Origin of the sequence: Burkholderia pseudomultivorans, from assembly GCF_902499075.1 — a bacterium.
Lineage (GTDB): Bacteria > Pseudomonadota > Gammaproteobacteria > Burkholderiales > Burkholderiaceae > Burkholderia > Burkholderia pseudomultivorans.
On record NZ_CABVPP010000017.1, the window covers coordinates 1 to 26,740 of the forward strand.

Here is a 26,740-nt window from a genome sequence, read left to right on the forward strand (position 1 = left end):
GCGACGACGCGCAGCGCGCGGCCGCGGCGCGGCGCGCGCGGCGGCGTGTCGGGCGCGCCGTCGGGCGAGTCCGGATCGTGGGGCGGCGGCGTATCGTTCGGGGCCTTCGTCATGCGGGTCGTCGTGGGTCGGGCGGTTCGTTCAGAATGCGATGCCGAGCGTCAGGTACGGGCGCACGCTATGGTTGCGCAGCCCGTACGCGACGTCGACGTTGATCGGGCCGACCGGGCTGCGCCAGCGCGCGCCGATCCCGACGCCCGGGTAGAACACCTTCTCGCCCCACGCATCGGTCGCGGTGCCGATGTCGAAGAACGTCGCGGCGCCCCAGTCGCGGTTGAACCAGTGCTGGTATTCGGCGGTGCCCGTCATCAGGTACTTGGTCGGCAGCACCGAGCCGTCGACGCTGTTGCCGATGCTCTGGTAGCCGTAGCCGCGCACCGAGTTCGAGCCGCCCGCGCGAAACAGCAGCGACGCCGGCACGCCCGACGAGCTGCCGCTGGTAAACACGCCGCCGAGCTCCGCGCGGAACACGAACAGGTCGCGCTTGCCGATCGGCAGGTACTGCTGGCCGCGCGCATAGCCGCGGATGAAGGTCTGGTCGGTCAGCACGCCCTTGACCGCGAAGCCGGCCTCCGCGTGGATCAGGTTGCCCGAGCGCGGGAACAGCGGATCGTCGACGTTGCGGCGCGTCCACGCCCACTGCGGCACCAGCGCGCGGCTGGTGGTCGGTCCCGCGCCGTTCTGGTCGAGCCGGTCCTGGTAGTACATCAGCGAATACGCATAGTCGATGAACTGCCCGGTGCGCGTGCGCTGCGCGCCCACCCGCGCGCTGTAGATGCGCGTGTCCGACACGTTGGTGTTCGTATACGACGCGAGCACGCTGTTGGTCCACCCGCGCTCGCCGGGCGGCATCGACAGCTGGACCTGCCCGTACTGCTGGATCTGGTCGAGCCGGCCCGACACGGTCAGCGGCCACGCGGCGCCGAACGTATTCAGGTACGTGTACGAGCCCTGCACGTGCGGGCCGGTGTCGGTCGCATAGCCGACCCCGCCGCGGATGTTGTTGTACGGGAACTCGCTGACCTTCACGTGCACCGGCGTGCGCTCGGGCTTGTTCACGTCGTCGCCGACGTCGATCGCGACGCTCGCGTAGTACGGCGTGTTCTGCAGCTGCCGCTGCAGCTCGTTGATCCGCTGCACGTCGTAGATCTCGCCTTCCGACAGCGGATTGACGTTCGTGACGATCTTCCCCGGATAGCGGCGCACGCCGTCGACGTCGACCTTGCCGATCGTGAAGGTCGGGCCGCTGTCGAACGTGACCGCGAGCGTTGCGCGCTGCGTGCGCGGATCGATGCGCGCCTCGGACGACGTGATCTTCGCGCCGAGATAGCGGCGCGACTGCAGCTGCTTGAGCGCGGCGCTCTTCGCGCCGTCCCAGTCGGACTGCGTAAACGGGTCGCCCGTCTTCAGCGTGAACGCGAAACGGGTCGCGGCCTCCTGCTTCGGATCCTCGCTGCCGACCGGTCCCTTGAAGCTCAGGTCGACCGACGACACGATCGTCTGCGGCCCCGGCTCGACCGCGATCCGCACGTCGCGCTTGCCGTCGCGCGTGCGCACGTCGGTGCGCACGACCGGCGAGAAATAGCCGGCCGTCGCGGCCAGGTCGCGCACCTGCTGCGGCGTCGCGGTGACGAGGAAGTCGAACTGGTCGTCGCTGATGTCGTCGCGCTTCGCGAAGCGCGCGATGTCGAGATGCGACTTGAGGAGCTTGCGGATCGAGCGCGGCGCGTCGATGTCGACGTCGTACTTCGCGTGGGCCGGCAGCGCGAAGCATGCGGCGAGGCAACCCGCGAGCGCGGCCCGCGCCGCGGCGCCGGCGCCGCGCCGCGCGAAGGGTTGCGATGCGCGGTGATCCGCGTCATGCGCGATGTGTCGTTGCTGGTTCGCCTGCCCCGCCAAATAAGACCTCGCCGTCGGTTGTCGCGGTTTCGTGGAAAACCCTGTATTTGACCACAGCGTGCCGGCGCCGAAGCTTAATGTTTGTCAGCCCGGCGCAAACCGTCGCGAGCGCGCCGCACTGCCCGCCAGCGGCGGCCGGGGCCCTGCCCGCGGTTTCGACGTGCGATTGGCACCGGCTGTTCCCCGCGATGCGGTAAAATCCCGCCATCGCAGAATCCGGCGCACCGTGCGCCGCCCGAAACGGAAAGCCAAGCCATGCCGTACCAGTCCGACGTCACGCAATTCCTGAACCAGCTCAAGCAGCAGAAGCCGACGCTCGAAGAAGAGCAGCGCAAGGGCCGCTCGCTGCTGTGGGACAAGCAGCCGATCGACCTCGACGAGCGCGCCGAGCAGCAGGAATCGCGCGTGAAGCAAACGCCGTACGTCTACTACCAGAACTTCTGACGACGTGAGCGCCGCCGACGAGGCCAGCGCCGCCCGGCAGGACGACGCGGTTGCCGCGCCCGCGGGCGCCGATTCGACGCCCGACACGGTCGACGGTGTCGCGGCGTTCGCTCGCCTGTACGGCGAGCCGCTCTTCAAGCTGCCGCAGGACCTGTACATCCCGCCGGACGCGCTCGAGATCTTCCTCGAGGCGTTCGAAGGCCCGCTCGACCTGCTGCTGTACCTGATCCGCAAGCAGAACTTCAACGTGCTCGACATCCCGATGGCGCAGGTCACCGCGCAGTATCTGGGCTATGTCGACCAGATCCGCACGTCGAACCTCGAACTCGCGGCCGAATACCTGCTGATGGCCGCGATGCTGATCGAGATCAAGTCGCGGATGCTGCTGCCGGTCAAGAAGGCCGATACCGGCGAGGAGGCCGAGGATCCGCGCGCGGAACTCGTGCGCCGCCTGCTCGAATACGAGCAGATGAAGCTCGCCGCGCAGCGCCTCGACCAGTTGCCGCAGCTCGGCCGCGACTTCCTGCGCGCCGAGGTGTACATCGAGCAGAGCATCACGCCGCGCTTCCCCGACGTGAACTCGGACGACCTGCGCGCCGCGTGGGCCGACGTGCTCAAACGCGCGAAGCTGGTCCAGCATCACAAGATTTCCCGCGAAGAACTGTCCGTTCGCGAACACATGAGCCTGATCCTGCGCCGGCTGCAGAACGCGCGCTTCATGGAGTTCGCCGATCTGTTCGACACCTCGCGCGGCGTGCCGGTCGTCGTCGTGAACTTCATCGCGATGCTCGAGCTCGCGCGCGAGTCGCTCGTCGAGATCACGCAGGCCGAGCCGTTCGCGCCGATCTACGTCCGCCTCGCCTACCTGCCCGCGTAAAGTCGTCCGCGGCCGCGACGGCCCGCCTCCGTCCAAAAATAGAACGACCGTTCTCTTTTCGGTGCGTGCGGCGGCCAAATCCTCTACAATCCGCCGACGCCCGACGCGCCGCCCGCGCGCGGGCGCGTTTCGCTCCGACCCCGACGCCGCGTGCCGCGGCGGCAACGCGCCCCAGGCGCGAGGAAATCGCTACCCGATCATGAAAGTCATCAGCTCGATCCAGGAACTGCGCGACCAGCTGCGCGGACAGAACCGCACGGCGTTCGTGCCGACGATGGGCAACCTGCACGAAGGCCACCTGTCGCTGATGCGCCTCGCGCGCCAGCACGGCGACCCGGTCGTGGCGAGCATCTTCGTCAACCGGCTGCAATTCGGCCCGAACGAGGATTTCGACAAGTATCCGCGCACGATGCAGGACGATATCGAGAAGCTGCAGAAGGAAAACGTCTACGTGCTGTTCGCGCCGACCGAGCGCGACATGTATCCGGAGCCGCAGGAGTACCGCGTGCTGCCGCCGGACGATCTCGGCGGGATTCTCGAAGGCGAGTTCCGGCCCGGCTTCTTCACCGGCGTGTGCACGGTGGTCGCGAAACTGATGGCCTGCGTGCAGCCGCGCGTCGCCGTATTCGGCAAGAAGGACTACCAGCAGCTGATGATCGTGCGCCGCATGTGCCAGCAGCTCGCGCTGCCGGTCGACATCGTCGCGGCCGAGACCGTGCGCGACGAGGACGGCCTCGCGCTGTCGTCGCGCAACCGCTATCTGTCGGCGGCCGAGCGCGACGAGGCGCCGGAGCTCGCGAAGACGCTGCAGCGCGTGCGGGAAAGCGTGCTCGGCGGCGAGCGCGACCTCGGCAAGCTCGAAGCGCAGATGCGCGCGCACCTGGCCGCGCGCGGCTGGGCGCCCGACTACATCTCGATCCGCCGCCGCGCGAACCTGATCGCGCCGAGCGCGGCCGAACTGGAAGCCGGCGAGCCGCTCGTCGTGCTCGCGGCCGCCAAGCTCGGCGCGACGCGCCTCATCGACAACCTGGAAATCTGACGGGCCGCCCGCCCGCGCCTCTCACGACGCATCACGGAGACATCATGCAGCGCCACATGCTCAAATCGAAAATCCATCGCGCGGCGGTCACGCACTGCGAGCTGCACTACGAAGGCTCGTGCGCGATCGACGAAGACCTGCTCGAAGCGGCGAACATCGTCGAAAACGAGCGGATCGACATCTGGAACATCAACAACGGCGAACGCTTCTCGACCTACGCGATCAAGGGCGAACGCGGCAGCGGGATGATCTCGCTGAACGGCTCGGCCGCGCGCCGCGCGCAGCTCGGCGACCTGGTCATCATCGCGGCGTTCGCGACGGTCGACGAAGCCGAACTGCAGGCCGGCTGGAAGCCGAAGCTCGTGTTCATCGACGAAGGCAACAAGATCAAGGGCCACCGCGATCACGTGCCGACGCAGAACTGGACCTGACGCGCCCGGTCGTCGACGCACGAAGGGCCGGATTTCGCGCGACGCGGAATCCGGCCCTTTTTCATTCGGAGCGGGGGCGCCGCTGGGCGCCAGCGCCACGCCGGCGCAACCGGCGCGCTTACGAGGCCTTCGCGACCTTCTCCGCTTTCGGCGCGCGCCGCTCCGCCCATTCGACGATCGGCCGCCACTGTTCGAGATCCTTCTCGACGCGGCTTTTCGCGACATCCCACAGCGTCAGCCCGTGCGCGGCGATCTGCACGTAGTTCTGCGTGTCGCGCACGTAGCCGAGCACCGGCAGGCCGAGCCCCTCGACGAAACGGTGCAGCTGGTCGGACGAGCGCGTGCGCGCATCGACGCGCATCCCGACGATCCCGACCTCGACGCTGCCCTTGCGCACGGCCTTCTCGCCGGCCAGGCGCTCCAGAAACTGCTGCGTCGCGAGAATATCGAACATCGACGGCTGCAGCGGCACGATCACCTTGTCGGCGAGCTGCAGCGCGACGTTGAGCCGGTTGCCGTGCAGGCCGGCCGGCGTGTCGATCACCGCGTACTCGAGGCCGCGCGGCGGCTTCGTCGGCGCGTCCGGATCGAGCGACCACGCCTCGATCGCCGGCAGCCCGGCCGGCCGCAGGTCGAGCCACGCATGCGCGGACTGCTGCCGGTCCAGGTCGGCGAGCGCGACCCACGCGCCCTGCGCCGCGAAGTAGCCGGCAAGATTGGTGGACAGCGTGCTCTTCCCCACGCCGCCCTTCGGATTCGCCACCACGATCACCGTCATGAATTCCCCCGAAAAAGCCGCGCGGCGCCCGCCGCATGACAGGCGCCGCTCGATTGCGGATACAGGGAGCGATGATATCGGCAAAACGGGTGTCACCGGAACGGGTTGCGCCGATCCGCGCCCCGTTCAGGCGGGCCGGGCCGCCCGCGGCGGCGCGCCGATCGAGAATGCGCCGCCGCCCAGCAGCGCCTGCACCGCGAGCGTCACGGCCCAGAACGCCGGGTATTCCCAGCCGCCGTTCGGCGACGCGAAGCCCCAGCCGTTCGGCAGATGCGCGGCGGTCGCGCCGAGCATGAACGGCAGCAGCACGAGCGCGGCGACGCGCACGCGGAAGCCCGCCAGCAACGCGATACCGCCGGCCAGTTCGACGAGCGTCGTCAGGTACGCGAGCCAGCCCGGCAGGCCGATCGACGCGAAGAACTGCGCGGTGCCGGGCAGCGTGAAGACGAACACCTTCTGCGCGACGTGCGCGAGGTACAGCACGCCGAGCGCGACGCGCAGCAGCGTCGCGGCGAAATCGTTCAGGCGATCGGGGTTCATGACGGATTCCTTCGTAAGTGGATGGCGATGGATCGCACTCTATTCGAACCGTTTAGGTCGATAAATACGCCGATTCGCTTTAACTGATTCCCATCTGGAACGAATCCAGGCACAAAAAAGGGCATGACCGATCATGCCCTGCCGTCGATTTCGCGGCGCTCAATAACCGCTCTTGCCTTGCGTCGCATCGCCCGATCCGGACGGGCTGCCGCCCGGTCCGTACCCGTCGCACGCATGCGCGGCCGCCGACGCGCCCAGCAGCGCCGCCAGCAGTACGCTCCACCACCATCGAGCCTTCATCGTCGCACTCCTCCGGACGGACAGCCGCCCTCCTGTGTTGTACGCGATCCGGCGGAAAAAGCGAGTCCGGCCGCGCCCGCCGCGGTCCGGCTTCAGCGGAATTCGGCGTACAGCGCATCCAGGTCGAGATGCGCGGCGAACGTATCGGCCAGCCGCTCCAGCGACGCTTCGCGCAGCGCCGGGTAGTCGATCCGCTCGGCGCCGTCGAGCCCGGCCCAGGCGAGCAGCGCCGCGCATGCGTCGGGCGCGTCGAACAGCCCGTGGACATAGGTGGCGAGGATCTGTCCGTCGGCGGACAGCGCGCCGTCCGGGCGCGCACGCCGCGCATCCCCGCCGTCGGCCGCCAGCTCCAGCGCGGGCGCCGCGAGCGCCGGCCCGCGCGTGTCGCCCATATGGATCTCGTAGCCGTGCACGGCGGCGGCGCCCGGCAGCGCGAGGCGTCCCGTCACGTTCTTCAGCGTCTTGTCGGGCTGCAGCGTCGTCGCAAAATCGAGCAGCCCGAGGCCCGGCACGCTGCCGGGCGCGCCTTCGAGGCCGAGCGGATCGTCGAGCGTGCGGCCGAGCATCTGCATCCCCCCGCAGATGCCGATCAGCTTGCCGCCATAGCGCAGATGGCGGTGGATCACCGTTTCCCAGCCGGCCTCGCGCAGCCACGCGAGATCGCGCTGCACGCTCTTCGAGCCGGGCAGGATCAGCAGGTCGGCGGGCGGCACGGGGCCGCTCTTCCAGTAGGTGAACTCGACCTGCGGATGTGCGCGCAGCGGATCGAAATCGGTGTGGTTGCTGATGCGCGGCAGCGCCGGCACGACCACCCGCAGCACGCCGGCATCGCCGCGCGCGGCCGCGCTGCGCGCCTGGGCGGGCAGCATATCCTCCGCGTCGAGCAGCAGCCCGTGCAGGTACGGCAGCACGCCGAACACCGGCTTGCCCGTCTGCGCGCGCAGCCAGTCGAGGCCCGGTTCGAGCAGTTTGAAGTCGCCGCGAAAGCGGTTGATCACGAAACCGCGCACGCGCGCGCGTTCGCTGTCCGACAGGCACGCGAGCGTGCCGACCAGATGCGCGAACACGCCGCCGCGGTCGATGTCGGCGACCAGCACGACCGGGCAGTCGACGCGCTCGGCAAAGCCCATGTTCGCGATGTCGCCTTCGCGCAGGTTGATCTCGGCCGGGCTGCCCGCGCCTTCGACGATCACCGTGTCGTAGCCGGCGCGCAGGCGCGCGTACGATTCGAGCACCGCGTCGAACGCGACCGGCTTGTAGTCGTGATACGCACGCGCATTCAGGTTCGCGCGCGCCTTGCCGTGGATGATCACCTGCGCGCCGCGGTCGCTGGTCGGTTTCAGCAGCACCGGATTGAAATCGGTATGCGGCGCGACGCCGGCGGCGAGCGCCTGCAGCGCCTGCGCGCGGCCGATCTCGCCGCCGTCGGCCGTCACCGCGCTGTTGAGCGCCATGTTCTGCGGCTTGAACGGCGCGACGTGCGCGCCCGCGCGGCGCGCGAGGCGGCACAGGCCCGCGACGAGCGTGCTCTTGCCCGCGTCGGACGTCGTGCCCTGGATCATCAGCGTGCCGCGCGGCAGCGGGTCGGGTGCATTCATGTTGCGAAAGTCGTGGCAAAACGAAGCGCGCATTATCGCCCGATGCCGGGATGGCCGGTGACGGGACGCCCGCGCCGGTACAATCACGCGATGATTCCGCACGACCTCACCTTCGTTCTCGGCGGCGCGCGCTCGGGCAAGAGCGCCTACGCCGAGCGGCTTGCCGCCGACAGCGGCCGCCCCGTCACCTATATCGCGACCGCGACCGCCACCGACGATGCCGAATTCGCGCAGCGCATCGCGCACCATCGCGCGCGCCGGCCCGCCGACTGGGGCTTCGCCGACGCGCCGCTCGAACTCGCCGGCACGCTCGCGCGGCTCGACGATCCGCGCGCGTGCCTGCTGGTCGACTGCCTGACGCTGTGGCTCACCAACCTGCTGTGCCCGGCCGACGGCGCACCGCTCGACGACGCGCAGTACCTCGCGCGCGTCGACGCGCTCGACGCCGCGCTGCGCGGCGCCCGCGCGAAAGTGATCGTCGTCAGCAACGAGATCGGGCTCGGCGTCGTGCCGCTCGGATCGATCACGCGCCGCTACGTCGACGAGCTCGGGCGCCTGAACCAGCGCATCGCCGCGCTCGCGACGCGCGTGACGCTGCTGGTCGCCGGCTTGCCGCTCGACCTCAAGGCCGGAGCGCCTTCATGCTGATGCTGTCGCTGCCGATCGTCGCGATGCTCGCAGTCGCGGCGGTGCTCGTCGACCGCGTGCTCGGCGAACCGGCCGGCTGGCATCCGCTGGTCGCGTTCGGCCGGCTCGCCGCGCGCATCGAAGCCGCGCTGAACACCGGCCGGCGCGGCCGCGTGACGGGCGTCGCCGCATGGGCCGCGGCCGTCCTGCCGCCGGTCGCGATCGCGGCATGGCTCGTGGCCGCGCTGCCGTGGCCGTTCGCGGCCGCGCTGCACGTCGTCCTGCTGTGGTTCGCGCTCGGCGCGAAGAGCCTCGCCGAGCACGTCGCGCCGATCGCCGCCGCGCTGCTGCAGCGCGACCTCGACACCGCCCGCGTACTGACCGCGCGCATCGTGTCGCGCGACACGAGCACGGCCGACGAAGGCGCACTGTCGCGCGCGGCCGTCGAATCGGCGCTGGAGAACGGCAACGATGCGATCTTCGGCGCGCTGTTCTGGTTCGTCGTCGCCGGCGGCCCAGGCGCGCTGCTGTTCCGGCTCGCGAACACGCTCGACGCGATGTGGGGCTACCGCACGCCGCGCTTCCTGACCTTCGGCTGGGCCGCCGCGCGCCTCGACGATGCGCTGAACTGGATCCCGGCGCGCCTGACCGCCGCGAGCTACGCGCTGCTGGGCGACACGGCCGCCGCGTGGCGCTGCTGGCGCACGCAGGCACGCCACTGGGACAGCCCGAACGCGGGCCCCGTGATGGCCGCGGGCGCCGGCAGCCTGAACGTGCAGCTCGGCGGCCCGGCCGTCTATCACGGCGAAATCGAAGACCGCCCCGTGCTCGGCACCGGCGCGCAGGCAAGCGCCGCGCACGTCGTCGCCGCGCTGTCGCTCGTCACGCGCACGCTCGCGCTGTGGCTCGCGCTGCTGGTCGCGAGCGGCGCCCTTGTCATGGCCACCCATCATGTCTGACACCGCGATTCCTCACGGCGGCAACCTGCACGAAGCCGCACGCCGCCACGGCATTCCATACGATGCGTGGCTCGACCTGTCGACCGGCATCAATCCGCTCGGCTATCCGGTGCCGCCGGTGCCGGCCGACGCATGGCGGCGGCTGCCCGACGACGGCGACGGCCTCGCCGCATGCGCGGCGCGCTACTACGGTGCGCCCGATGCCGCGCACGTGCTGCCGGTCGCCGGCAGCCAGGCCGCGATCCGCGTGCTGCCCGCGCTGCTGCCGGCCGGCGACGCGGGCGTCGCTCCGCTCGCATACGGCGAATACGCGCCCGCGTTCGCGCGTCACGGCCATCGCGTCGTGCCGCTCGATATCGACACGGACACGCTGCCCGCGACGCTGCGCCACGTCATCGTCGGGAATCCGAACAACCCGACCGCCGATTTCGTGCCGGCCGAACGCCTGCTCGACTGGCATGCGCAACTGGCGGCGCGCGGCGGCACGCTGACCGTCGACGAGGCGTTCGCCGATACCGGCGCGACGCCGTCGCTCGCGGCGCACGCGGATCGTCCGGGCCTGATCGTGCTGCGCTCGGTCGGCAAGTTCTTCGGTCTCGCCGGCATCCGCGCAGGCTTCGTGCTCGCGCGCCCCGACCGGATCGCCGCGCTGCGCGACACGCTCGGCGCGTGGACCGTCGGCGGCCCCGCGCGCCACGCGGTCGCCGCCGCGTTCGCCGATCGCGCATGGCAAGCTGCCGCGCGCGACCGACTGGCCGCCGACGGTGCGCGCCTCGCCGCGCTGTTGCGCACGCACGGTTTCGCGGTGCGCGCGACGCCGCTCTATAGCTGGACCGACGATCCGCGCGCCGCGGCGCTGCACGCGGCGCTCGCGGCACACGGCATCTGGACGCGCCATTTCGCGCGGCCGTCGAGCGTGCGGGTCGGGCTGCCGGGCGGCGAAGCCGAATGGCAGCGCCTTGCCGACGCGCTCGCGCAATGCGTGCCCACGCTGCAACAGGCCTCCGCATGAAAGTACGCTCGCTCAACCGGTTGCTGCCGGCCGCCGCACTGACCGCGCTCGCGCACGCGCCGCTCGCGCATGCCGATGTCAGCGCACGCGACGATGCCGGCAACACCGTGACGCTGCCCGCGCCCGCGCAGCGCGTGATCAGCCTCGCGCCGCATGCGACCGAGCTGGTCTTTGCGGCCGGCGGCGGCGCGAAACTCGTCGGCGCCGTGTCGTACAGCGACTATCCGCCCGCCGCAAAATCGGTGCCGCGCGTCGGCGACAACAAGGCGCTCGACCTCGAGCGAATCGCCGCGCTGAAACCCGACCTGATCGTGGTCTGGCGACACGGCAATGCCGAGCGGCAGACCGACGCGCTGCGCGCGCTGCATATCCCGCTGTTCTTCAGCGAGCCGAAGCATCTCGACGATGTGTCGTCGTCGCTGCGCCGCCTCGGTACGCTGCTCGGCACGCAGCCGGCGGCCGATGCGACCGCCGCGTCGTTCGATCGCACGATCGGATCGCTGCGCGCGCGCTATGCGGCGCGCGCGCCCGTCACGGTGTTCTTCCAGGTATGGGATAGGCCGCTGATGACGCTCAACGGCGCGCATCTGATCAGCGACGTGATCGCGCTGTGCGGCGGGCGCAACGTGTTCGCATCGCTGCAGCCGCTGGTGCCGACCGTCACCGACGAAGCCGTGCTCGCCGCCGATCCGGAGGCGATCGTAACGACGAGCGCCGGTGCGACGCGTTCGGACCAGGCGCTGCCGAGCCTCGAGCGCTGGCGCGCATGGCCCGCGCTGACGGCCGTCGCGCGCGGCAACCTGTTCGCGATCGACGGCGACCTGCTGACGCGGCCCGCCCCGCGGATCGCGCAGGGCGCCGCGGCGCTGTGCGAGGACCTCGACGCCGCGCGCGCACGGCGGCCTGCGCGCTGAGTTCGAGCGGTTCGCGCGTTTCTTCGGCACAGGGGCGCCGAGCGTTCGTGCGCGGCGAATACGTTTATCCGCGTGCGTCGCTTCAGGAAGCGGTGCAAACGCGCGAAACGCCGGGATCACGGTCGTGCATGGAGCCGTCCCCACGCACGATTTCCCCGCGTGAACGATTGCGCGCTACGCGTCCCAGTGCACGACATCCCATGCCTGCGCACCGTCCCCCGCTCTCAGCCAGACCACGCCGCCGGTCGGCACCGGCCGCGACAGCAGCGTGTCGAGCGGCACGCGCAGCGCATGCGACGCGAACGCGCGGATCACGCCCGCGTGCGTGACGACCCAATGCGGACCGCCGCTCTGCCCGACCGCATCGGCCATCGTCGCGACGCGCGCGGCGAAACGCGCGACGCTTTCGCCACCGTGCGCGCACGCATGCATCAGGTCGGCCGCCCACGCATCGAGCGCCGCGCGATCGATCGCGTCCCAGCGCTGCATCTCCCACGCGCCGAAGTCCATTTCCTGCCAGCCCGCGTCGCAGGCGAGCGGCACGTCGAGCGCGCGCGCGAGCCGCGCAGCCACCGATGCGCAGCGCACCAGCGGACTCGCGCCGATCCGCGCGGGCAACGGCGCGCCCAGCGCGGCAAGCCGCTCGCGCAGCGCGCGCGCACCGGCGTCGGCCGACGCCGCGAGCGGCACGTCGCTGCGCCCGTAGCAGACGCCCGGCTCGACCGCGACGGCCGGATGACGGATCAGGACGACATCCATCCGAGCACCACCAGATAGATCGCCAGCTCGCTCAACTGCTGCGCGAACCCGAGACAGTCGCCGGTATAGCCGCCGATCCGCTTCACGAAATAGCGGGCCGCCCATGCGCGCACGAGCGCGAGCGCGGCCAGCGCCGCGATGCCTGCGCGCCAGTCCGGCCAGAACAGCCACGGCAAGCCGAACAGCGCCGCGACGCATGCCGCGCGCGCCGACATCCGCTGCGCGACCGGCTTCGCCTTGCCCTCGGGCCGCACGTAGTCGAGCGACATCAGCAGGCTCACGGCCGCCGCGCGACTCGCCGCATGCGCGGCGACCATCGTCCATGCGGCGCGCAGCGGCGGCAGCGCGGCGAGCGCCTGCCACTTCAGGCCGAGCGTGACGACCAGCGCGACCGCGCCGAACGTGCCGATCCGCGAATCGTGCATGATGCGCAGCACGTCGTCGCGCATGTAGCCGCCGCCGAACGCGTCGCAGCTGTCGGCGAGGCCATCCTCGTGAAACGCGCCGGTCGCGAGCAGCGTCGCGGCCATCGACAGGCCGACCGCGATCGACGCGGGCAGCACGCGCAGCGCGGCGAAATAGACGAGCGCACCCCACGCGCCGACGCACGCGCCGACCAGCGGGAAATAGCGCGCGGCCTGGTCGAGATCGCCGGCCGCATAGCCGATCGCCTTCGGCACCGGCACGCGCGTGAAGTAGCCGAGCGCGACGAAGAAGTAGCGCGCCTCGGCGCGCACGCCGCGCGAGCGCTCAGGCGTCACGATTGTCGACGCCCGCGGATTCGAAGCTCGCCATCCCGGTCAGGAACGCGACGGCCGCGCGCACCAGCGGCAGCGCGAGCGCGGCGCCCGTGCCTTCGCCGAGCCGCAGGTCGAGCGCGAGCAGCGGCTTCGCGCCGAAATGCTCGAGCATCCGACGGTGCCCGGCCTCGTGCGACGCATGCGAGAACACGCAGTAGTCGCGCACGCCCGGCACGATCCGCTCGGCGACGAGCAACGCCGACGTCGCGATGAAACCGTCGACGAGGATCGTCATGCGCTCGCTCGCGGCCGCCAGATAGGCGCCCGTCATCATCGCGATCTCGAAGCCGCCGAACGTCGCGAGCACGTCGAGCGGCGCGATCGCATGCGAGTGCCGCACGAGCGCGCGGCCGAGCACTGCGCGCTTGTGCGCGAGGCCCTGGTCGTCGAGGCCCGTGCCGCGCCCGACGCACGCGTCGATCGGCACGTCGAGCAGCCGGCTCATCAGGCACGCGGCCGCCGACGTGTTCGCGATCCCCATCTCGCCGAAACCGATCACGTTGGTGCCGAGCGACGCGTGATGGCGCACGCGCGCCGCGCCGGCCGCGAGCGCCGTCATCGCGTCGTCGCGCGTCATCGCCGGCTCGACCGCGAAATTGCGCGTGCCGCGCGCGACCGGCAGCGACACCAGCCGGTCGGACGCGGGCAGCGGCGACGCGACACCCGCATCGACGATCTCGAGCACGCTCTGCGCGACCTCGGAGAACGCATTGATCGCCGCGCCGCCGGCCAGGAAGTTCGCGACCATCTGCGCGGTCACCGACTGCGGATACGGACTCACGCCCTCGACCGCGATCCCGTGATCGCCGGCGAACACGATCGTCACCGGGCGCTGCACGCTCGGCTGCTCGCTGCGCTGGATCAACCCGACCTGCAACGCGACCGCTTCGAGCTGCCCGAGGCTGCCGGGCGGCTTGGTCTTGTGGTCGATCACATGCTGCAGGCGCTTGCGCAGCGCATCGTCGAGCGGCGCAATCGCGGGAGGAAAATCGGTCGGGGTCGTCGTCATCGAAGGGTGGCCTCGTTGGCGCGGCTCGCGCCGCGCATCGAAAGAAAGATCGTCAGGATCGCCGCTCGGGCCATGCGGGCAACAGCGCATCGCGGCCGTGCTCGCGGATCAGCACGAGCGGATAGCCGAACGCGTCGCTCGCCCGCTCGGGCGTCAGCACGTCGTGCACCGGGCCGGCCCACGCGCGGCCGCGGCCGTCGAGCAGCAGCGCGTGCGTCGCGAAGCGCCGCGCGAGATTCAGGTCGTGGCACGAGAACAGCACGGTGCGCGGCCCCGCGTCGAGCCACGCGCCCAGCGCGGTCAGGCAGTCGATCTGGTGATGCAGGTCGAGATGCGCGAGCGGCTCGTCGAGCAGCATCAGCGGCGCATCCTGGCACAGGGTCGCCGCGAGTGCGACGCGCTGCCGCTCGCCGCCCGACAGCGACAGCACGTCGCGCGCCGCGAGCGCACCCAGGCCGAATGTCGCGAGCGCCGCCCGGGCCGCCGCGCGATCGTCGTCGCGCTCCCAGCCCCAGCCGCCGAGATACGGGAAGCGGTTGAGCAGCACGGTGTCGAACACGGTCGCGCTGAACGCGTCGTGCAGTTGCTGCGGCATCAGCGCGCGCCGCTGCGCGAGCGGCCCGTGCGGCCACGCGGACAGCGGCCGCCCGTCGATCTCGACGCGGCCGCCGGCCGGCGGCTGCAGGCCCGCGAGCGTCGCGAGCAGCGTCGTCTTGCCGGCACCGTTCGGCCCCGCGACGCACCAGATCTCGCCGGGACGAAACGCCTGCGTAAAGCCGTCGAGCAGCGTGCGCGCACCGGCCCGCAGCGTCAGGCCGACCGCCGCGTAGCTCATCTCTGCGGCGGCCGTCATCGCATCGGTCTCCTCAGCAACATCCACAGGAACACCGGCACGCCGATCAGCGCGGTCATCACGCCGACCGGCAATTGCGCGGGCGCGATCGCGGTGCGCGCCAGCAGGTCGGCCGCCATCACGCCGCCGCCGCCCGCGAGCATCGCGGCAGGCAACAGCATGCGCTGGTCGTTGCCGAATGCGAGCCGCAGCGCATGCGGCACGACGAGGCCGACGAAGCCGATCGTGCCGGCCGTCGTCACCGCGGCCGCGGCGGCCAGCGACGCGACGAGATAGATCCGCACGCGCAAGCGCGCGACCGGCACGCCGAGCGCGAGCGCGGTCGCATCGCCGCGCAGCAGCACGTTCAGTTGCGGCGCGGCCGGCAGCGCGACGCCGGCAGCCAGCAGCAGCGCGCCCCCCGCGAACCACGGCGCGCTCGCGCCGTTCAGGTCGCCGGTCAGCCAGAAGATGATGCCGCGCAGGCGCGCATCGGGCGCGAGCGACAGCAGCAGCGTGACGAGCGCGCCCCACCCGGCCGCGATCACGACACCGGTGAGCAGCAGCCGCGGCGATGCGTCGCGCGTTTCGCCGCGCCACAGCTCGCGGCGCGCGAGCCCGAGCACGAGCGCGATCGACACGAGCGCGCCGGCGAACGCGGACGCGTCGACGAGCCACCACGCGCCGCCCGCGATCATCGCGACCAGCGCGAAACCGGCCGCGCCGCCCGACACGCCGAGCACGTACGGTTCCGCGAGCGGATTGCGCAGCAGCACCTGCAGCAGCGCGCCGGCCAGCGCGAGCAGCGCGCCGCACGCAAAGCCCGCGAGCGCGCGCGGCAGGCGCAAGGTGCGCACGATGTCGGCGAACAGCATGTCGTGGGTCGCCGCGTCGCCGCCGTGCGGCAAGAGCGACGCGAGCGCCTGCCACGGCGACATCGGCACGCTGCCGATCGACAGCGACGCGACCAGCAATAGCACGACCACGGCCGCGAGCGCGGCCCAGATCGCCGTGGCGCGCGCCGCGCTCATGCGACGCGCGGCGCCGAGCACGATGCGCGGCGCATGCGCGCGCGGCGGCAGCCGGCCGGAGGCGACAGCGGCGTCGCGGCGTCGCGGGTGATGGGCATAGGCAAGCTTGAGGTCCTTGTCGAACAGCGTGTCGGAATACGTGCCGGCGTTCGCGTCGTCGCGCCGGCGTGCACGGTGAAGTCGACGATCGCATCGCATCCGGATCCGTGCGCCGTCGCACGGCAGGCATTGTGCGCAATATAGAGGAAAGCGTCCGCGTCGGGCCGGCAGTCGCCGCGCCGCACCGGTGCGCGGCTGCCAGGCGCAACCGGACGCACCGCGCACGACCGATACGACGGCGCCGCTTCGAACACGGCACGGCACGCCGGAGAACGACCGGCGATCCGGCCGCGCCGATGCACACGACGGCGGCAAGCGGCACAGCCGCGGCGCGCGCCGGGCGCCCGGCGGACGATTGGGGTCGGCATCGAAGAAAATCCCGTCAAGCACTGCGCATCCTGCCTCCCCGCAGGCCGCGCGTCATGAAGCCCGTGCGGGCTTCCCGCCCCGGCCGGTATCCGGGCTGGCGGCGGTCCGGCTCGCCTTCCCGCGCGAGATCGCGCAGTGGCCCGCGCCGCATGCGAAACGCACGCCGGACGCGCCCGAGCCGACCTGCGTCGGACGACGCGGCCGCTTACCGTTGCGGGGGCAGCGCAGGTTGACGGCTTTCCGGCGAAAGCGCGCGCCCTGCTTCCCGTTTAACCGCGCGTGTCACGCGCGCGCACCGAGGCGGCGCCAGTTTAGGAGCGGGCCGCGCGAGCGTCAAGAAAGCGTCGCGCCGCGTGCGCAAAGTGCCGCGCAACGCGCCGATTCGCGACAAGAAGCGGGGGTGTTACGACTGGAAACGTTACAGATGTCGGAATGCACGGTATTCCGCGCTAAAATGCTGGGTCTTTAGAGGACGCAGCAGATGCTCAACGAACTCGAAACCCTTTCTCAAAATATTGGCCGACTGATTTCGCTGAACAAGCGCTACCACTCGGAACGGCTCGCGCTCGAGGAGCAGGTCGCGCAATTGCGCGCGGAAGCGGACACGGTCCGCGCGGAGCTCACGCAGCTGCGCGAGGAACGCAATGCGCTCGCAGCCGAGCGCGACACGCTGTCGGCGAAGATCGACGACGCCCAGGTCAAACTGAACGCGATCCTCGAGAAGCTGCCGCGCACGAAGAGCGCGGAACAATCCGACAACCAGCTCGACCTGCTGGATGCGCAGGCGCGCACCGATGGCGACGACGCGGCCAGCCACGGAGAACATGCATGAGCACCAAGCAGATCGAAGTCTCGATTCTCGGCCAGGCCTATCGTCTCGCCTGCTCGGCCGAAACCGAAGCGGCGCTGCTCGAGGCCGTCGCGCGCGTCGACGCCGAAATGTCGAAGATCCGCGCGAACAGTTCGGTGCGCGGCACCGATCGCATCGCAGTGATGGCGGCGCTGTCGCTCGCGTCGGAATTGCTGCGACTGCAAACGAGCGTGCGGCACGGTGAAGCATTTCCGGCCGAAGAAATCCGGCGTACAATGCGCCAGATGAACGAACAGCTCGGCGCGGTGCTCGCACAGCACGAGCCGCAGTAAGCTTCGAATCGACGCGTCGATTTCCCTTGATCTCGACGATCAACGGTGGTCAAATTGGACGCAACGATTCAACGTTTCACAGTTTAGTCAGCTTCCCTGCCTGGTTCGCCAAGGTCATATATTCCTTGAACCAATGCCATGTGCACGGTTGCGGAAATTTGTAGCACGGGCGCGCGCGTCACTCTGTCTGATGTACCCGAAGTGCTGCTAACTGCGACCAATTCTGAACCTCAGGTTCAGGATGCCGGCCTAGCGGCCAAGGCGGGGGCCTATCCAACGGCATCGGGCGAGTCCCGGTGCCGTTTCCTTTTTCAGGGTCCGTCTGTGGACGGAGCGCGCCAGCCTGCCGTTGCGCGTCCTGTCCGCCGATCGCTCCAGACCGCCTCTTCTTGCGTCGATCACGATCCATGCAATACTGGCTGATGAAGTCCGAACCGGACGAAGCGAGCATCGACGATCTCGCGAGCGCACCGCAACGCACGCTGCCCTGGACCGGCGTGCGCAACTATCAGGCGCGCAACTTCATGCGCGACACGATGAAAATCGGCGACGGCGTGCTGTTCTATCACTCGAGCTGCCCCGAGCCGGGCATCGCGGGCCTCGCCGAAGTGTCGTCCACGCCCTACCCCGATCCCACGCAGTTCGATCCCGACAGCCCGTACTACGATCCGAAGTCGTCGCAGGAATCGCCGCGCTGGCTGCTGGTCGACGTGCGCTTCGTGAAGAAGTCGCCGCTCGTGCCGCTCGCCGCGCTGCGCGAGCACGACGAACTGGCCGACATGCGCGTGCTCGCGCGCGGCAACCGCTTGTCGATCACGCCCGTCACGCGTGCGGAATGGCGCTTCATCACCGAGAAGCTGATGAAGTAGGCGCGCGCGCCAAAGGTCAAATCCGGTCAGCCCGCGGCGGCGCCATGGAACTCGCGGCGCGTTCGCGCAGCCTAAGCAACCGCTGCCGGTCGATCGGGCCGGCGCTCGTTTTTGTCGCGCGGCATGCCGCGTCGCGCACGCGTGATCCGCATGCGCGCCCTCGCACAAGGAGTCCAACAATGACCAAGAAATCCGCACTCGCGCTGTCGCTCGCACTCGCCGCTGCCGTTCCCGTCGCGCTGACGCTCGCGTCTCCCGCCGCGCATGCGCAGGCCGCGAACCCGCACTTCCCGGAGCCGGCCGGCGTGCTGTCGCTGTCGTCGCAGGCCAGCGCCGACGTGCCGCAGGACATCATCCACATCACGCTGTTCTACGAGCAGCAGGCGAAGGATCCGGGCAGCCTCACGTCCGCGCTGAACCAGCGCGCCGACGCCGCGCTCGCTCAGGCGAAGGGCGTGTCGGGCGTCACCGCGCACACGGGCGCGTTCTCCGTCTATCCGAGCACCGACCGCGACGGCAAGATCTCCGCGTGGCGCGGCCGCACCGAGGTCGTGCTCGAATCGCGCGATTTCGCCGCGGCATCGAAGCTCGCGGGCCAGTTGTCGAACCAGATGCAGGTCGCGAACGTCGAGTTCTCGCTGTCGCCGGAAGCGCAGCGCGCGGCCGAGCAGAAGCTGACGACCGAAGCGATCAAGTCGTTCCGTGCGCGCGCGGACGAGGCCGCGAAGGCGTTCGGCTACAGCAGTTACACGATCCGCGACGTGAACGTCGGCGGCGGCCGCAACGTGCAACCCTACCCGCGCATGATGGCGATGGCCGCGGCGCCGATGGACAGCGCGAAGATGAGCGCGCCGATCTCGGTCGAAGGCGGCAAGGCGACCGTGTCGGTCACCGTCAACGGTTCGGTGCAGATGAAGTAACGCACGACTGCTGCGCTGCATGTGCAAACGCCGGCCCGCAGGCCGGCGTTTGTCGTTTACACGCGAGGCGATCGATTCGCGGCGCCGGCGCATGCGCACCGGCGCCCTTCGCTCAGGCCGTCGCGTTCGCCGCGCGGCGGCGATACGCCCACACCATCAGCGCGACGCCCGCGAGAATCATCGGCAGCGACAACCACTGCCCCATCGACAGCCCGAGCGCGAGCAGGCCGAGGAAGTCGTCCGGTTCGCGCGCGAACTCGACCGTGAAGCGCGCGAGGCCGTAGCCGATCAGGAACAGCGCGGACACCGCGCCCATCGGCCGCGACTTGCGCGAGAAGAAGAACAGCAGGAAGAACAGCACGATCCCTTCGAGCGCGATTTCGTAGAGCTGCGAAGGATGACGCGGCAGCATCTGGTACTGCATGAACACATCGGCGAGATGCCACTTCTCGACGAGGTCCGGATGCTTCGGCAGCCATGCGGCGTCGTCGCGCATCGCGCCCGGGAACAGCATCGCCCACGGCGCATGGGGATCGGTGACGCGGCCCCACAGCTCGCCGTTGATGAAATTGCCGAGGCGGCCGGCCGCGAGCCCCGTCGGCACCATCGGCGCGACGAAATCGGTGACCTGCAGCCAGTGGCGCTTGCGCTGCCACGCGAACAGCACCATCGCGAGCGTCACGCCGAGAAAGCCGCCGTGAAACGACATCCCGCCTTCCCACACCTTGAACACGTCGAGCGGATGCGAGAAGTAGAAGTCGGCCTTGTAGAACAGCACGTAGCCGAGCCGGCCGCCGAGCACGGTGCCGAGCACGCCGTAGAACATCATGTCGTCGATGTCCTTCGCGGTCCAGCCCTGCGCGGCCACATGCGGCAGCTTCAGGCGGATCCGGCCGACGACGATCGCCGCGATGAAGCCGACGAGATACATGAGGCCGTACCAGCGTACGGCCAGCGGCCCGAGGTGGATCGCAACGGGGTCGAAATTCGGGTGAATGATCATGGGTTAGCGATGAAGTTTTCGAATGCGGTGCGGCGCGCCGGCACCGCGCATTGGACGGCGCCCGCGCGTCATCGTTCGCGTCACGCGGCCGCGCACTGGCGCACGACGTCGATGAAGCCGGCCAGCACCGGGCTCACGTCGCCGGTGCGCCAGACCAGGCCCGTCTCGACGACCGGCGCGTCGCCGGCGAGCGGCCGGTACGCGACGCCGGTGCGCCGCAGGTTACGCAGCGACTGCGGCACCAGTGCGACGCCCATGCCGGCCGACACGAGACTGACGATCGTCTGCATCTGGATCGCCTCCTGGCCGATGCGCGGGGTTTCCCCCGCCGCGCCATAGCAGCCCGTAATGATGTCATAAAAGCCGGGCGCCAAACGTCGCGGGAAGATCACGAGCGGCAGCGCGGCGATCTCGGCGAGCTGCACGGGTTCGTGCTCCGGCGCGTCGGACAACGCCGCCGGCATCGCCACCACCAGCGGCTCGCGCACGACCGGCAGGTACGACAGCTCGGCCGCGTGGCGCGGCGGCACGGGCGGGATCACGAGCCCCGCGTCGATGCGGCCGGCGGCGAGTTCGTCGATTTGCACGTCGCTGGTCGCCTCCGCGAGTTGCAGCCGCACCTGCGGATAGCGCGTGCCGAACGCGCGCAGCAGCGACGGCAGCAGCCCGTAGTCAGCCGTCGACACGAACGCGAGCGCGAGCGAACCGGCCTCGCCGCGCGCGAGCCGCCTGGCGAGCGGCGGCAGCGCTTCGGCCGACGCCAGCAGCCGCCGCACGTCGGGCAGCAGCGCCGCGCCGACCGCCGTCAGCGCGACCGAGCGCTTGGTGCGCACGAACAGCGCGACGCCGAGCGCGTCCTCGAGTGCGCGAATCGCCTGCGACAGCGGCGGCTGCGTGATCGACAGCCGTTCGGCCGCGCGGCCGAAATGGCGCTCGTCGGCGACAGTCGCGAAATAGCGCCACTGGCGCAAGTCGGGGATCGGATCGGTCATGCGTCACTCATTCGTAAAACGACCTAATAGGCCACAAATAATATATTGGACAGGCCTTACCCGAAACGCCATCCTTGCTTCATCCGAACCGGCGCACCGGTCGCAGGCGTCCTGCCGGCGGCCCCTACAACGATGGAGTTCCCCATGCCGTACAACCGTCGCTCGAAGCACATCACGCAAGGCGTGGCCCGCTCGCCGAACCGCTCGATGTATTACGCCCTCGGCTATCAGCAGGACGATTTCGACAAGCCGATGATCGGCATCGCGAACGGCCACTCGACAATCACGCCGTGCAACTCGGGGCTGCAGCGCCTGTCGGACGCCGCCGTCGCGGCCGTCAAGGCGGCCGACGCGAACCCGCAGATCTTCGGCACGCCGACGATCTCGGACGGCATGTCGATGGGAACCGAAGGGATGAAGTACTCGCTGGTGTCGCGCGAGGTGATCGCCGACTGCATCGAGACCTGCGTGCAGGGCCAGTGGATGGACGGCGTGGTCGTGGTCGGCGGCTGCGACAAGAACATGCCCGGCGGGATGATCGCGCTCGCGCGCCTGAACGTGCCGGGGATCTACGTGTACGGCGGCACGATCCGTCCCGGCAACTGGAAGGGGCGCGACCTGACGATCGTGTCGGCGTTCGAGGCCGTCGGCGAGTTCACCGCGGGCCGGATGTCGCAGGAGGACTTCGAAGGGGTCGAGAAGCATGCGTGCCCGACCTCCGGCTCGTGCGGCGGCATGTACACCGCGAACACGATGAGTTCGTCGTTCGAGGCGCTCGGCATGTCGCTGATGTACTCGTCGACGATGGCGAACCCCGACCAGGAGAAGGTCGATTCGGCCGCCGAATCCGCGCGCGTGCTCGTCGAGGCCGTGAAGCGCGACCTGAAGCCGCGCGACATCATCACGAAGCAGTCGATCGAGAATGCGGTGTCGCTGATCATGGCGACCGGCGGCTCGACCAATGCGGTGCTGCACTATCTCGCGATCGCGCATGCGGCCGAAGTCGACTGGACGATCGACGACTTCGAGCGGATCCGCAAGCGCGTGCCGGTGATCTGCGACCTGAAGCCGTCCGGCCAGTACGTCGCGACCGACCTGCACCGCGCGGGCGGCATTCCGCAGGTGCTGAAGATCCTGCTCGATGCGGGCCTGCTGCACGGCGACTGCATCACGATCACCGGCCGCACGATCGCCGAAGAGCTGAAGGACGTGCCGTCCGTGCCGCGCGCGGACCAGCAGGTGATCTTCCCGATCGAGCGCGCGCTGTACAAGGAGGGCCATCTCGCGATCCTGAAGGGCAATCTCGCCGAAGACGGCGCGGTCGCGAAGATCACCGGACTGAAGAACCCGGTGATCACGGGCCCGGCGCGCGTGTTCGACGACGAGCAGAGCGCGATGGATGCGATCCTCGGCGACAAGATCCGCGCGGGCGACGTGCTGGTGCTGCGCTACCTCGGCCCGCAGGGCGGCCCCGGCATGCCGGAAATGCTCGCGCCGACCTCGGCGATCATCGGCAAGGGGCTCGGCGAATCGGTCGGCTTCATCACCGACGGCCGCTTCTCGGGCGGCACCTGGGGGATGGTGGTCGGCCACGTCGCGCCCGAGGCGTTCGTCGGCGGCACGATCGCGCTCGTGCAGGATGGCGACTCGATCACGATCGATGCGCATCGGCTGCTGCTGCAGCTGAACGTCGACGATGCCGAGCTGGCGCGCCGCCGCGCCGCGTGGAAGCAGCCGGCGCCCCGCTACACGCGCGGCGTGCTCGCGAAATACGCGGCGCTCGCGCGGCCGGCGAACCGCGGCGCGGTGACCGGCTGACGCGGCGCGGCGCGGCGTCATGCAGCCCCATTTAACGGCGCGCAGCGGCGAACGCGCAAAACGCGTTTTCCCTTTGCTTTTATAATGCGCGGACCGTGAAGCCGGCCGTTGGGCCGGCGGAGAACTGCATGAAACAGACGATATTGCGCGCGCTGCTGGTGACGCTGCTGACCGGCAGTGCGGCGGCCGCGCACGCCGAACAGGCCGAAGGGCTGGTGCTCGCGCAGCGCAAGAACTGCATGGCGTGCCACGCGGTCGGCAAGCCGCTGATGGGCCCGTCGTTCCACGATATCGCCGGCAAGTACGCTGCGCGCAGCGACGCGGGCGACTACCTCGCGCAATCGATCGTGAAGGGCAGCGTCGGCGTCTGGGGCAACGTGCCGATGCCGGCCAATACGCAATTGACGAGCACCGAGGCGCACGCGCTCGCGCAGTGGGTGCTGTCGTTGCGCTGAATCTGTAGAGCTTGTCGGGGACGGAACCCATCCCTCGCTCGAACGGCAGGCCGGCCCTCGCTGCCGCACGCAAACCGGCTGCCGCCCCACCCCTCTTTTCGCCGCCGCACCGCGCGCGCGTTCAGCCCGAATGCCCGGCCCGGCGCCGCGCGATCTCTTCGTCGACCGCGTCGCGCACCCAGTCCATCACTTCCGTTTCCAGCGCCAGCGCCACTTCGCGCGTGATCTGGCCGACCAGCCACGCCGAATGGTCGTGCAGCGCGTCGCGGCAACGAGCCTCGATGGTCTCGCGCCCGGCACCGGTCAGATAACCGGTCAGACGATTGCGCAGACGCTCGGCGATATGCTGCGCGTCTGCGGCCGTCAGCGCGGCCGCGGCTTCTGCCGGCGCCGGCGCATCGGGCTGCGCCAGGCCCGAAACGGGCCTGTCAGCCGGTTCCGAGCCGACGGTCGCATCTGCGGGGCCGGCAACGGCCGCAGGCCCGTCGGCGGCCGATACGGCCGTTTCCGGCACGTTGCCGCCCGACACCGGTTCGAGCGGCGCATGCGCGTGCGCGGCCGCCGGATCGGCGTGCGACGACAGGGCGTCGGCGGCCAGCGCCGACGCGAGCGGCGCATCCATCGCCGCATGTTCGGCGACGACGCGCTGCGCGGCGGCCGGCTCGGCGGGCGCATCGGCATCGCTTGCGGTCGCGGCCCCGACGCGCGGCGGCCATTCCACCGCCGGCACGTCGGGCGTCGGCACCGGCTCGACCACGACGGTATCGGGGTCGGCTTCGACTTTGGACGGCACCGCGGGCGCCGCGCCCGCGCCGCCCGGCGCGATCACGTCGGTCAGCACCGGCAGCGTCGCGTCGTCGTGCGGCTGCGGCGCGCCGGCAGCGGGCGAACGCGCGCGGGCGGGATTGCCCGGCACCAGCACGTCGGTCAGCGTCGGGATCGAGGATGATTCGGCTTGTGTCACGGCAGCACTCCGTCGACGGTTTCCGCTAGTGTAGTGGTCAATGCCGGCTCGCAGCACGGGCGCGGCCGCGCAGCGCCGCCTCCACGTGAAAGCGCGGCGCATCGATGCCGGCCGGCATCGGACACCGCGCTAGGCGCCCTGCTTGTAGTTGTTCAGCGCGTAGCCGCGATCGCGGTAGAAGCGGTAGCGCTCGCGGCCCGCGGCCAGTTCGTCCGGCGCATTGCCGACCACTTCGAGCAGGCGCTCGAAGCGTGCGAACTGCGCGGGCACGGCCGCGCCGAGGTTCAGCAGCACATGATGATGCGGCGCGCGGCCGAGGTCGGCGGCCAGCACGATCGGCGTGCCGGCCGCGTGCGCGCTGTCGACGCCGCAATGCGGGATGAAGTCGAGCGGCGAGAACGTCCACAGCCGCTCGTCGAGCGCGCGCAGCCGCGCGGGCTCGGCGAGCACGACAACCGGCTGCCCGGCCTGGTAGGCCTTGCGCAGCAGCCGGCACGCGTACGCGAGCGAATCGCCGACGTTCGAGTGGAAGTCGATCCGCGTCATCGTCCGCGCACCTGCAACAGCTTGCGTGCCGCCATCACTGGCCGGCGCGGTCGATCAGGAACTGCGTGAGCAGCGGCACCGGACGGCCCGTCGCACCCTTCGCCGCGCCGCTCTTCCACGCGGTGCCGGCGATGTCGAGGTGCGCCCACGGGTACGCTTCGGTGAAGCGCGACAGGAAGCACGCGGCCGTCACGCTGCCGGCCGGACGCCCGCCGATGTTCGCGAGATCCGCGAAATTCGACTTCAGCTGGTCCTGGTACTCGTCGTCGAGCGGCAGGCGCCATGCCGGGTCGTTCGCCTCGCGCGACGCGTCGAGCAGTTCGCCCGCGAGCGCGTCGTCCTTCGAGAACAGCCCGCTGTTGTGATGGCCGAGCGCGATGATGCACGCGCCCGTCAGCGTCGCGACGTCGATCACCGCCGCCGGCTTGAAGCGCTCCGCGTAGGTGAGCGCGTCGCACAGGATCAGGCGGCCTTCGGCGTCGGTGTTCAGCACCTCGATCGTCAGGCCCTTCATGCTGGTGACGACGTCGCCCGGCTTCGTCGCGTTGCCGCCCGGCATGTTCTCGCAGGTCGGGATGATCGCGACGACGTTCAGCTTCAGCCCCATCTCGGCGACCGCACGCATCGTGCCGAGCACCGAGCCGGCGCCGCACATGTCGTACTTCATCTCGTCCATGCCCTCGCCCGGTTTCAGCGAGATGCCGCCCGTGTCGAACGTGATGCCCTTGCCGACCAGCACGACCGGCGCGGCCTTCGCGGCGGCGCCCTGGTAGTGCAGCACGATGAACTGCGGCGGCTCGACCGACGCGCGCGCGACCGACAGGAACGAGCCCATCTTCAGCGCCTGGATCTGCTTGAGGCCGAGCACCTCGGCCTTCAGGCCCCAATCCTTCGCGAGCTGCTTCGCGGTGTTGCCGAGATAGGTCGGCGTACAGACGTTGCCCGGCAGGTTGCCGAGATCGCGCGTCAGGTCCATCCCGTTCGCGAGCGCGACGGCCTGCTTGATCGCGAGCTTCGAAGCCTTTTCGTCCGCCGGATCGACGCTGAACACGACGCGCTTGAGCGTGTGCGACACCGGTTCCGGCTTGCTCTTCATCTGCGTGAAGCGGTAGGTCTCGTTGCGCAGCGCGAGAATCGCCGCGCGCACGCCCCAGTCGGAGCCGCGCTCGTCGACCGGCAGCTGCGCGAGCGTGAAGGTGACCTGGACGACCTTGGTCGCCAGCAGCGCGCGCCATGCGGCCGTCGCCGCATCGTTATAGGCTTTCTGGTTGAAAGCATCCTGCTTGCCGAGGCCGACCAGCAGCACGCGCGATGCGCCGATGCCCGACACTTCGGGCAGGAACAGCGTCTTGCCGCGCTTGCCGTCCATGTCGCCGGCCTTCACGACGCGCGAAATCAGTCCCTTGGTGGCCGTGTCGATGTCGAGCGCCGCGCCCGACAGCGTCTGCGCCTCGAAGATGCCGAGCACGATGCAGTCGGACTTCCCGGTCAGGAACCCCTTGGCCTCGCCTTTGCTCCAATCACAGCCTTTTATGCTAAAGTCCATCGCGCTTGTCCTCGGATAAAATCTGGGCTAAGGATGAAAGCCGCAATTATCCGCTATTTTTCCCGTGGCGGCGCGAGCGCTCCACCACGCGTGCGCAGCCTCCCGCC

At 70.1% G+C, this 26,740-nt stretch carries 29 protein-coding genes, 1 other RNA gene and 1 riboswitch; of the genes, 15 read left to right on the forward strand and 15 right to left on the reverse strand.

Going from position 1 to position 26,740, the window contains the following annotated elements; all coding sequences use genetic code 11:
* Nucleotides 1-141 precede the first annotated feature (141 nt).
* On the reverse strand, nt 142-1,959 hold the full coding sequence (locus tag BST28156_RS13895; RefSeq protein WP_174902481.1) for an autotransporter assembly complex protein TamA: 1,818 nt from the start codon (nt 1,957-1,959) through the stop codon (nt 142-144).
* Between the two features lie 255 nt (nt 1,960-2,214).
* On the opposite strand from BST28156_RS13895, the gene BST28156_RS13900 reads away from it, so the two are divergent.
* From BST28156_RS13900 to panD, 4 genes are all read left to right on the forward strand, one after another.
* Nucleotides 2,215-2,403 (forward strand): DUF3460 family protein, encoded by a 189-nt coding sequence (locus BST28156_RS13900; protein WP_009692996.1) that lies wholly within the window; start codon nt 2,215-2,217, stop codon nt 2,401-2,403.
* Nucleotides 2,404-2,407: 4 nt separating this feature from the next.
* The gene (locus BST28156_RS13905) at nt 2,408-3,280 is read left to right on the forward strand and encodes a segregation and condensation protein A (protein ID WP_009692997.1); all 873 of its coding nucleotides are present in this window, start codon (nt 2,408-2,410) and stop codon (nt 3,278-3,280) included.
* Nucleotides 3,281-3,479: 199 nt separating this feature from the next.
* On the forward strand, nt 3,480-4,319 hold the full coding sequence (panC, locus tag BST28156_RS13910) for a pantoate--beta-alanine ligase (protein WP_174902482.1): 840 nt from the start codon (nt 3,480-3,482) through the stop codon (nt 4,317-4,319).
* A gap of 44 nt (nt 4,320-4,363) precedes the next feature.
* Complete coding sequence (gene panD, locus BST28156_RS13915; protein ID WP_174902483.1) at nt 4,364-4,750, forward strand: aspartate 1-decarboxylase; 387 nt, start codon at nt 4,364-4,366, stop codon at nt 4,748-4,750.
* 118 nt (nt 4,751-4,868) lie between these two features.
* On the opposite strand, the gene BST28156_RS13920 is transcribed toward panD, so the two are convergent.
* From BST28156_RS13920 to BST28156_RS13935, 4 genes are all read right to left on the reverse strand, one after another.
* Nucleotides 4,869-5,528 (reverse strand): ParA family protein, encoded by a 660-nt coding sequence (locus tag BST28156_RS13920; RefSeq protein ID WP_060245101.1) that lies wholly within the window; start codon nt 5,526-5,528, stop codon nt 4,869-4,871.
* 126 nt (nt 5,529-5,654) lie between these two features.
* Nucleotides 5,655-6,068, reverse strand: a complete 414-nt coding sequence (locus BST28156_RS13925; RefSeq protein WP_174902484.1) for a DoxX family protein — start codon at nt 6,066-6,068, stop codon at nt 5,655-5,657.
* 159 nt (nt 6,069-6,227) lie between these two features.
* Nucleotides 6,228-6,368: a hypothetical protein gene (locus tag BST28156_RS13930; protein ID WP_167361746.1), complete on the reverse strand. Its 141-nt coding sequence runs from the start codon at nt 6,366-6,368 to the stop codon at nt 6,228-6,230.
* 92 nt (nt 6,369-6,460) lie between these two features.
* On the reverse strand, nt 6,461-7,966 hold the full coding sequence (locus BST28156_RS13935) for a cobyric acid synthase (protein WP_174902485.1): 1,506 nt from the start codon (nt 7,964-7,966) through the stop codon (nt 6,461-6,463).
* A gap of 90 nt (nt 7,967-8,056) precedes the next feature.
* Between BST28156_RS13935 and cobU the strand changes: the two genes are divergently transcribed.
* Genes cobU through BST28156_RS13955 form a run of 4 tightly spaced genes read left to right on the forward strand, consistent with a single transcriptional unit; the run spans nt 8,057 to nt 11,478 of the window.
* A complete protein-coding gene (gene cobU / locus BST28156_RS13940) occupies nt 8,057-8,614 on the forward strand; it encodes a bifunctional adenosylcobinamide kinase/adenosylcobinamide-phosphate guanylyltransferase (protein WP_174902486.1) in 558 nt (185 codons plus the stop codon).
* Entirely contained in the window at nt 8,608-9,552 is a 945-nt protein-coding gene (gene cbiB, locus BST28156_RS13945; protein WP_060245105.1) for an adenosylcobinamide-phosphate synthase CbiB, read from the forward strand. The genes cobU and cbiB overlap by 7 nt, the downstream gene beginning before the upstream one ends.
* Nucleotides 9,545-10,564, forward strand: a complete 1,020-nt coding sequence (gene cobD / locus BST28156_RS13950) for a threonine-phosphate decarboxylase CobD (protein WP_174902487.1) — start codon at nt 9,545-9,547, stop codon at nt 10,562-10,564. The genes cbiB and cobD overlap by 8 nt, the downstream gene beginning before the upstream one ends.
* Nucleotides 10,561-11,478, forward strand: a complete 918-nt coding sequence (locus BST28156_RS13955) for a cobalamin-binding protein (RefSeq protein WP_174902488.1) — start codon at nt 10,561-10,563, stop codon at nt 11,476-11,478. The genes cobD and BST28156_RS13955 overlap by 4 nt, the downstream gene beginning before the upstream one ends.
* A gap of 174 nt (nt 11,479-11,652) precedes the next feature.
* Here BST28156_RS13955 and cobC read toward each other — a convergent pair whose 3' ends face one another.
* The 5 genes from cobC to BST28156_RS13980 are packed head-to-tail and all read right to left on the reverse strand — an operon-like array spanning nt 11,653 to nt 15,909.
* Entirely contained in the window at nt 11,653-12,237 is a 585-nt protein-coding gene (gene cobC, locus BST28156_RS13960) for an alpha-ribazole phosphatase (protein WP_174902489.1), read from the reverse strand.
* Nucleotides 12,222-12,998, reverse strand: coding sequence for an adenosylcobinamide-GDP ribazoletransferase (locus tag BST28156_RS13965; RefSeq protein ID WP_174902490.1), 777 nt, complete (start codon nt 12,996-12,998; stop codon nt 12,222-12,224). The genes cobC and BST28156_RS13965 overlap by 16 nt, the downstream gene beginning before the upstream one ends.
* Entirely contained in the window at nt 12,988-14,046 is a 1,059-nt protein-coding gene (cobT, locus tag BST28156_RS13970; protein WP_060245110.1) for a nicotinate-nucleotide--dimethylbenzimidazole phosphoribosyltransferase, read from the reverse strand. Before cobT ends, BST28156_RS13965 begins: the two co-directional genes overlap by 11 nt.
* Before the next feature lie 52 nt (nt 14,047-14,098).
* Nucleotides 14,099-14,899, reverse strand: coding sequence for an ABC transporter ATP-binding protein (locus tag BST28156_RS13975; protein ID WP_174902491.1), 801 nt, complete (start codon nt 14,897-14,899; stop codon nt 14,099-14,101).
* Nucleotides 14,896-15,909: a FecCD family ABC transporter permease gene (locus tag BST28156_RS13980; RefSeq protein ID WP_174902532.1), complete on the reverse strand. Its 1,014-nt coding sequence runs from the start codon at nt 15,907-15,909 to the stop codon at nt 14,896-14,898. Before BST28156_RS13980 ends, BST28156_RS13975 begins: the two co-directional genes overlap by 4 nt.
* Nucleotides 15,910-16,440: 531 nt before the next feature.
* A riboswitch (cobalamin riboswitch) is annotated at nt 16,441-16,692 on the reverse strand.
* A gap of 166 nt (nt 16,693-16,858) precedes the next feature.
* Between BST28156_RS13980 and BST28156_RS13985 the strand changes: the two genes are divergently transcribed.
* The 5 genes from BST28156_RS13985 (at nt 16,859) to BST28156_RS14005 (ending at nt 19,309) form a co-directional block, all read left to right on the forward strand.
* A complete protein-coding gene (locus BST28156_RS13985) occupies nt 16,859-17,209 on the forward strand; it encodes a hypothetical protein (RefSeq protein ID WP_060245112.1) in 351 nt (116 codons plus the stop codon).
* Nucleotides 17,206-17,520, forward strand: a complete 315-nt coding sequence (locus BST28156_RS13990; RefSeq protein ID WP_009692315.1) for a cell division protein ZapA — start codon at nt 17,206-17,208, stop codon at nt 17,518-17,520. Before BST28156_RS13985 ends, BST28156_RS13990 begins: the two co-directional genes overlap by 4 nt.
* Nucleotides 17,521-17,610: 90 nt before the next feature.
* Nucleotides 17,611-17,792, forward strand: a non-coding RNA gene (ssrS, locus tag BST28156_RS13995) — 6S RNA.
* 135 nt (nt 17,793-17,927) lie between these two features.
* Nucleotides 17,928-18,389 carry an EVE domain-containing protein gene (locus tag BST28156_RS14000; protein ID WP_060245113.1) on the forward strand — a complete coding sequence of 154 codons (462 nt, stop codon included), beginning with the start codon at nt 17,928-17,930 and terminating at the stop codon, nt 18,387-18,389.
* 179 nt (nt 18,390-18,568) lie between these two features.
* Nucleotides 18,569-19,309 carry an SIMPL domain-containing protein gene (locus tag BST28156_RS14005; RefSeq protein WP_060245114.1) on the forward strand — a complete coding sequence of 247 codons (741 nt, stop codon included), beginning with the start codon at nt 18,569-18,571 and terminating at the stop codon, nt 19,307-19,309.
* A gap of 112 nt (nt 19,310-19,421) precedes the next feature.
* Here the strand turns inward: BST28156_RS14005 and lgt are convergent, their stop codons facing one another.
* Together lgt and BST28156_RS14015 are read right to left on the reverse strand one after the other, a co-directional pair.
* A complete protein-coding gene (gene lgt, locus BST28156_RS14010) occupies nt 19,422-20,312 on the reverse strand; it encodes a prolipoprotein diacylglyceryl transferase (protein ID WP_060245115.1) in 891 nt (296 codons plus the stop codon).
* Between the two features lie 80 nt (nt 20,313-20,392).
* Nucleotides 20,393-21,304: a LysR family transcriptional regulator gene (locus BST28156_RS14015; protein ID WP_174902492.1), complete on the reverse strand. Its 912-nt coding sequence runs from the start codon at nt 21,302-21,304 to the stop codon at nt 20,393-20,395.
* Between the two features lie 144 nt (nt 21,305-21,448).
* On the opposite strand from BST28156_RS14015, the gene ilvD reads away from it, so the two are divergent.
* A complete protein-coding gene (ilvD, locus tag BST28156_RS14020; protein WP_174902493.1) occupies nt 21,449-23,122 on the forward strand; it encodes a dihydroxy-acid dehydratase in 1,674 nt (557 codons plus the stop codon).
* A gap of 128 nt (nt 23,123-23,250) precedes the next feature.
* Nucleotides 23,251-23,577, forward strand: a complete 327-nt coding sequence (locus BST28156_RS14025; protein WP_060245118.1) for a c-type cytochrome — start codon at nt 23,251-23,253, stop codon at nt 23,575-23,577.
* A gap of 121 nt (nt 23,578-23,698) precedes the next feature.
* On the opposite strand, the gene BST28156_RS14030 is transcribed toward BST28156_RS14025, so the two are convergent.
* The 3 genes from BST28156_RS14030 to BST28156_RS14040 all read right to left on the reverse strand — a co-directional run bounded on the left by BST28156_RS14030 (nt 23,699) and on the right by BST28156_RS14040 (nt 26,633).
* Nucleotides 23,699-24,541 carry a DUF2486 family protein gene (locus BST28156_RS14030; protein WP_174902494.1) on the reverse strand — a complete coding sequence of 281 codons (843 nt, stop codon included), beginning with the start codon at nt 24,539-24,541 and terminating at the stop codon, nt 23,699-23,701.
* Between the two features lie 129 nt (nt 24,542-24,670).
* Nucleotides 24,671-25,087 carry a DNA polymerase III subunit chi gene (locus tag BST28156_RS14035; protein ID WP_174902495.1) on the reverse strand — a complete coding sequence of 139 codons (417 nt, stop codon included), beginning with the start codon at nt 25,085-25,087 and terminating at the stop codon, nt 24,671-24,673.
* Nucleotides 25,088-25,121: 34 nt separating this feature from the next.
* Complete coding sequence (locus tag BST28156_RS14040; RefSeq protein ID WP_059604680.1) at nt 25,122-26,633, reverse strand: leucyl aminopeptidase; 1,512 nt, start codon at nt 26,631-26,633, stop codon at nt 25,122-25,124.
* Between the last annotated feature and the right edge of the window lie 107 nt (nt 26,634-26,740).

Bases quoted from the DNA above. Each gene is read 5' to 3' on its own strand.
- BST28156_RS13900 (WP_009692996.1), top strand. From the start codon at position 2,215: ATGCCGTACCAGTCCGACGTCACGCAATTCCTGAACCAGCTCAAGCAG.
- panC (WP_174902482.1), top strand. From the start codon at position 3,480: ATGAAAGTCATCAGCTCGATCCAGGAACTGCGCGACCAGCTGCGCGGA.
- panD (WP_174902483.1), top strand. From the start codon at position 4,364: ATGCAGCGCCACATGCTCAAATCGAAAATCCATCGCGCGGCGGTCACG.
- BST28156_RS13920 (WP_060245101.1), bottom strand. From the start codon at position 5,528: ATGACGGTGATCGTGGTGGCGAATCCGAAGGGCGGCGTGGGGAAGAGC.
- BST28156_RS13925 (WP_174902484.1), bottom strand. From the start codon at position 6,068: ATGAACCCCGATCGCCTGAACGATTTCGCCGCGACGCTGCTGCGCGTC.
- BST28156_RS13930 (WP_167361746.1), bottom strand. From the start codon at position 6,368: ATGAAGGCTCGATGGTGGTGGAGCGTACTGCTGGCGGCGCTGCTGGGC.
- BST28156_RS13935 (WP_174902485.1), bottom strand. From the start codon at position 7,966: ATGAATGCACCCGACCCGCTGCCGCGCGGCACGCTGATGATCCAGGGC.
- cobU (WP_174902486.1), top strand. From the start codon at position 8,057: ATGATTCCGCACGACCTCACCTTCGTTCTCGGCGGCGCGCGCTCGGGC.
- cbiB (WP_060245105.1), top strand. From the start codon at position 8,608: ATGCTGATGCTGTCGCTGCCGATCGTCGCGATGCTCGCAGTCGCGGCG.
- cobD (WP_174902487.1), top strand. From the start codon at position 9,545: ATGTCTGACACCGCGATTCCTCACGGCGGCAACCTGCACGAAGCCGCA.
- BST28156_RS13955 (WP_174902488.1), top strand. From the start codon at position 10,561: ATGAAAGTACGCTCGCTCAACCGGTTGCTGCCGGCCGCCGCACTGACC.
- cobC (WP_174902489.1), bottom strand. From the start codon at position 12,237: ATGGATGTCGTCCTGATCCGTCATCCGGCCGTCGCGGTCGAGCCGGGC.
- cobT (WP_060245110.1), bottom strand. From the start codon at position 14,046: ATGACGACGACCCCGACCGATTTTCCTCCCGCGATTGCGCCGCTCGAC.
- BST28156_RS13975 (WP_174902491.1), bottom strand. From the start codon at position 14,899: ATGACGGCCGCCGCAGAGATGAGCTACGCGGCGGTCGGCCTGACGCTG.
- BST28156_RS13980 (WP_174902532.1), bottom strand. From the start codon at position 15,909: ATGAGCGCGGCGCGCGCCACGGCGATCTGGGCCGCGCTCGCGGCCGTG.
- BST28156_RS13985 (WP_060245112.1), top strand. From the start codon at position 16,859: ATGCTCAACGAACTCGAAACCCTTTCTCAAAATATTGGCCGACTGATT.
- BST28156_RS13990 (WP_009692315.1), top strand. From the start codon at position 17,206: ATGAGCACCAAGCAGATCGAAGTCTCGATTCTCGGCCAGGCCTATCGT.
- BST28156_RS14000 (WP_060245113.1), top strand. From the start codon at position 17,928: ATGCAATACTGGCTGATGAAGTCCGAACCGGACGAAGCGAGCATCGAC.
- BST28156_RS14005 (WP_060245114.1), top strand. From the start codon at position 18,569: ATGACCAAGAAATCCGCACTCGCGCTGTCGCTCGCACTCGCCGCTGCC.
- lgt (WP_060245115.1), bottom strand. From the start codon at position 20,312: ATGATCATTCACCCGAATTTCGACCCCGTTGCGATCCACCTCGGGCCG.
- BST28156_RS14015 (WP_174902492.1), bottom strand. From the start codon at position 21,304: ATGACCGATCCGATCCCCGACTTGCGCCAGTGGCGCTATTTCGCGACT.
- ilvD (WP_174902493.1), top strand. From the start codon at position 21,449: ATGCCGTACAACCGTCGCTCGAAGCACATCACGCAAGGCGTGGCCCGC.
- BST28156_RS14025 (WP_060245118.1), top strand. From the start codon at position 23,251: ATGAAACAGACGATATTGCGCGCGCTGCTGGTGACGCTGCTGACCGGC.
- BST28156_RS14035 (WP_174902495.1), bottom strand. From the start codon at position 25,087: ATGACGCGGATCGACTTCCACTCGAACGTCGGCGATTCGCTCGCGTAC.
- BST28156_RS14040 (WP_059604680.1), bottom strand. From the start codon at position 26,633: ATGGACTTTAGCATAAAAGGCTGTGATTGGAGCAAAGGCGAGGCCAAG.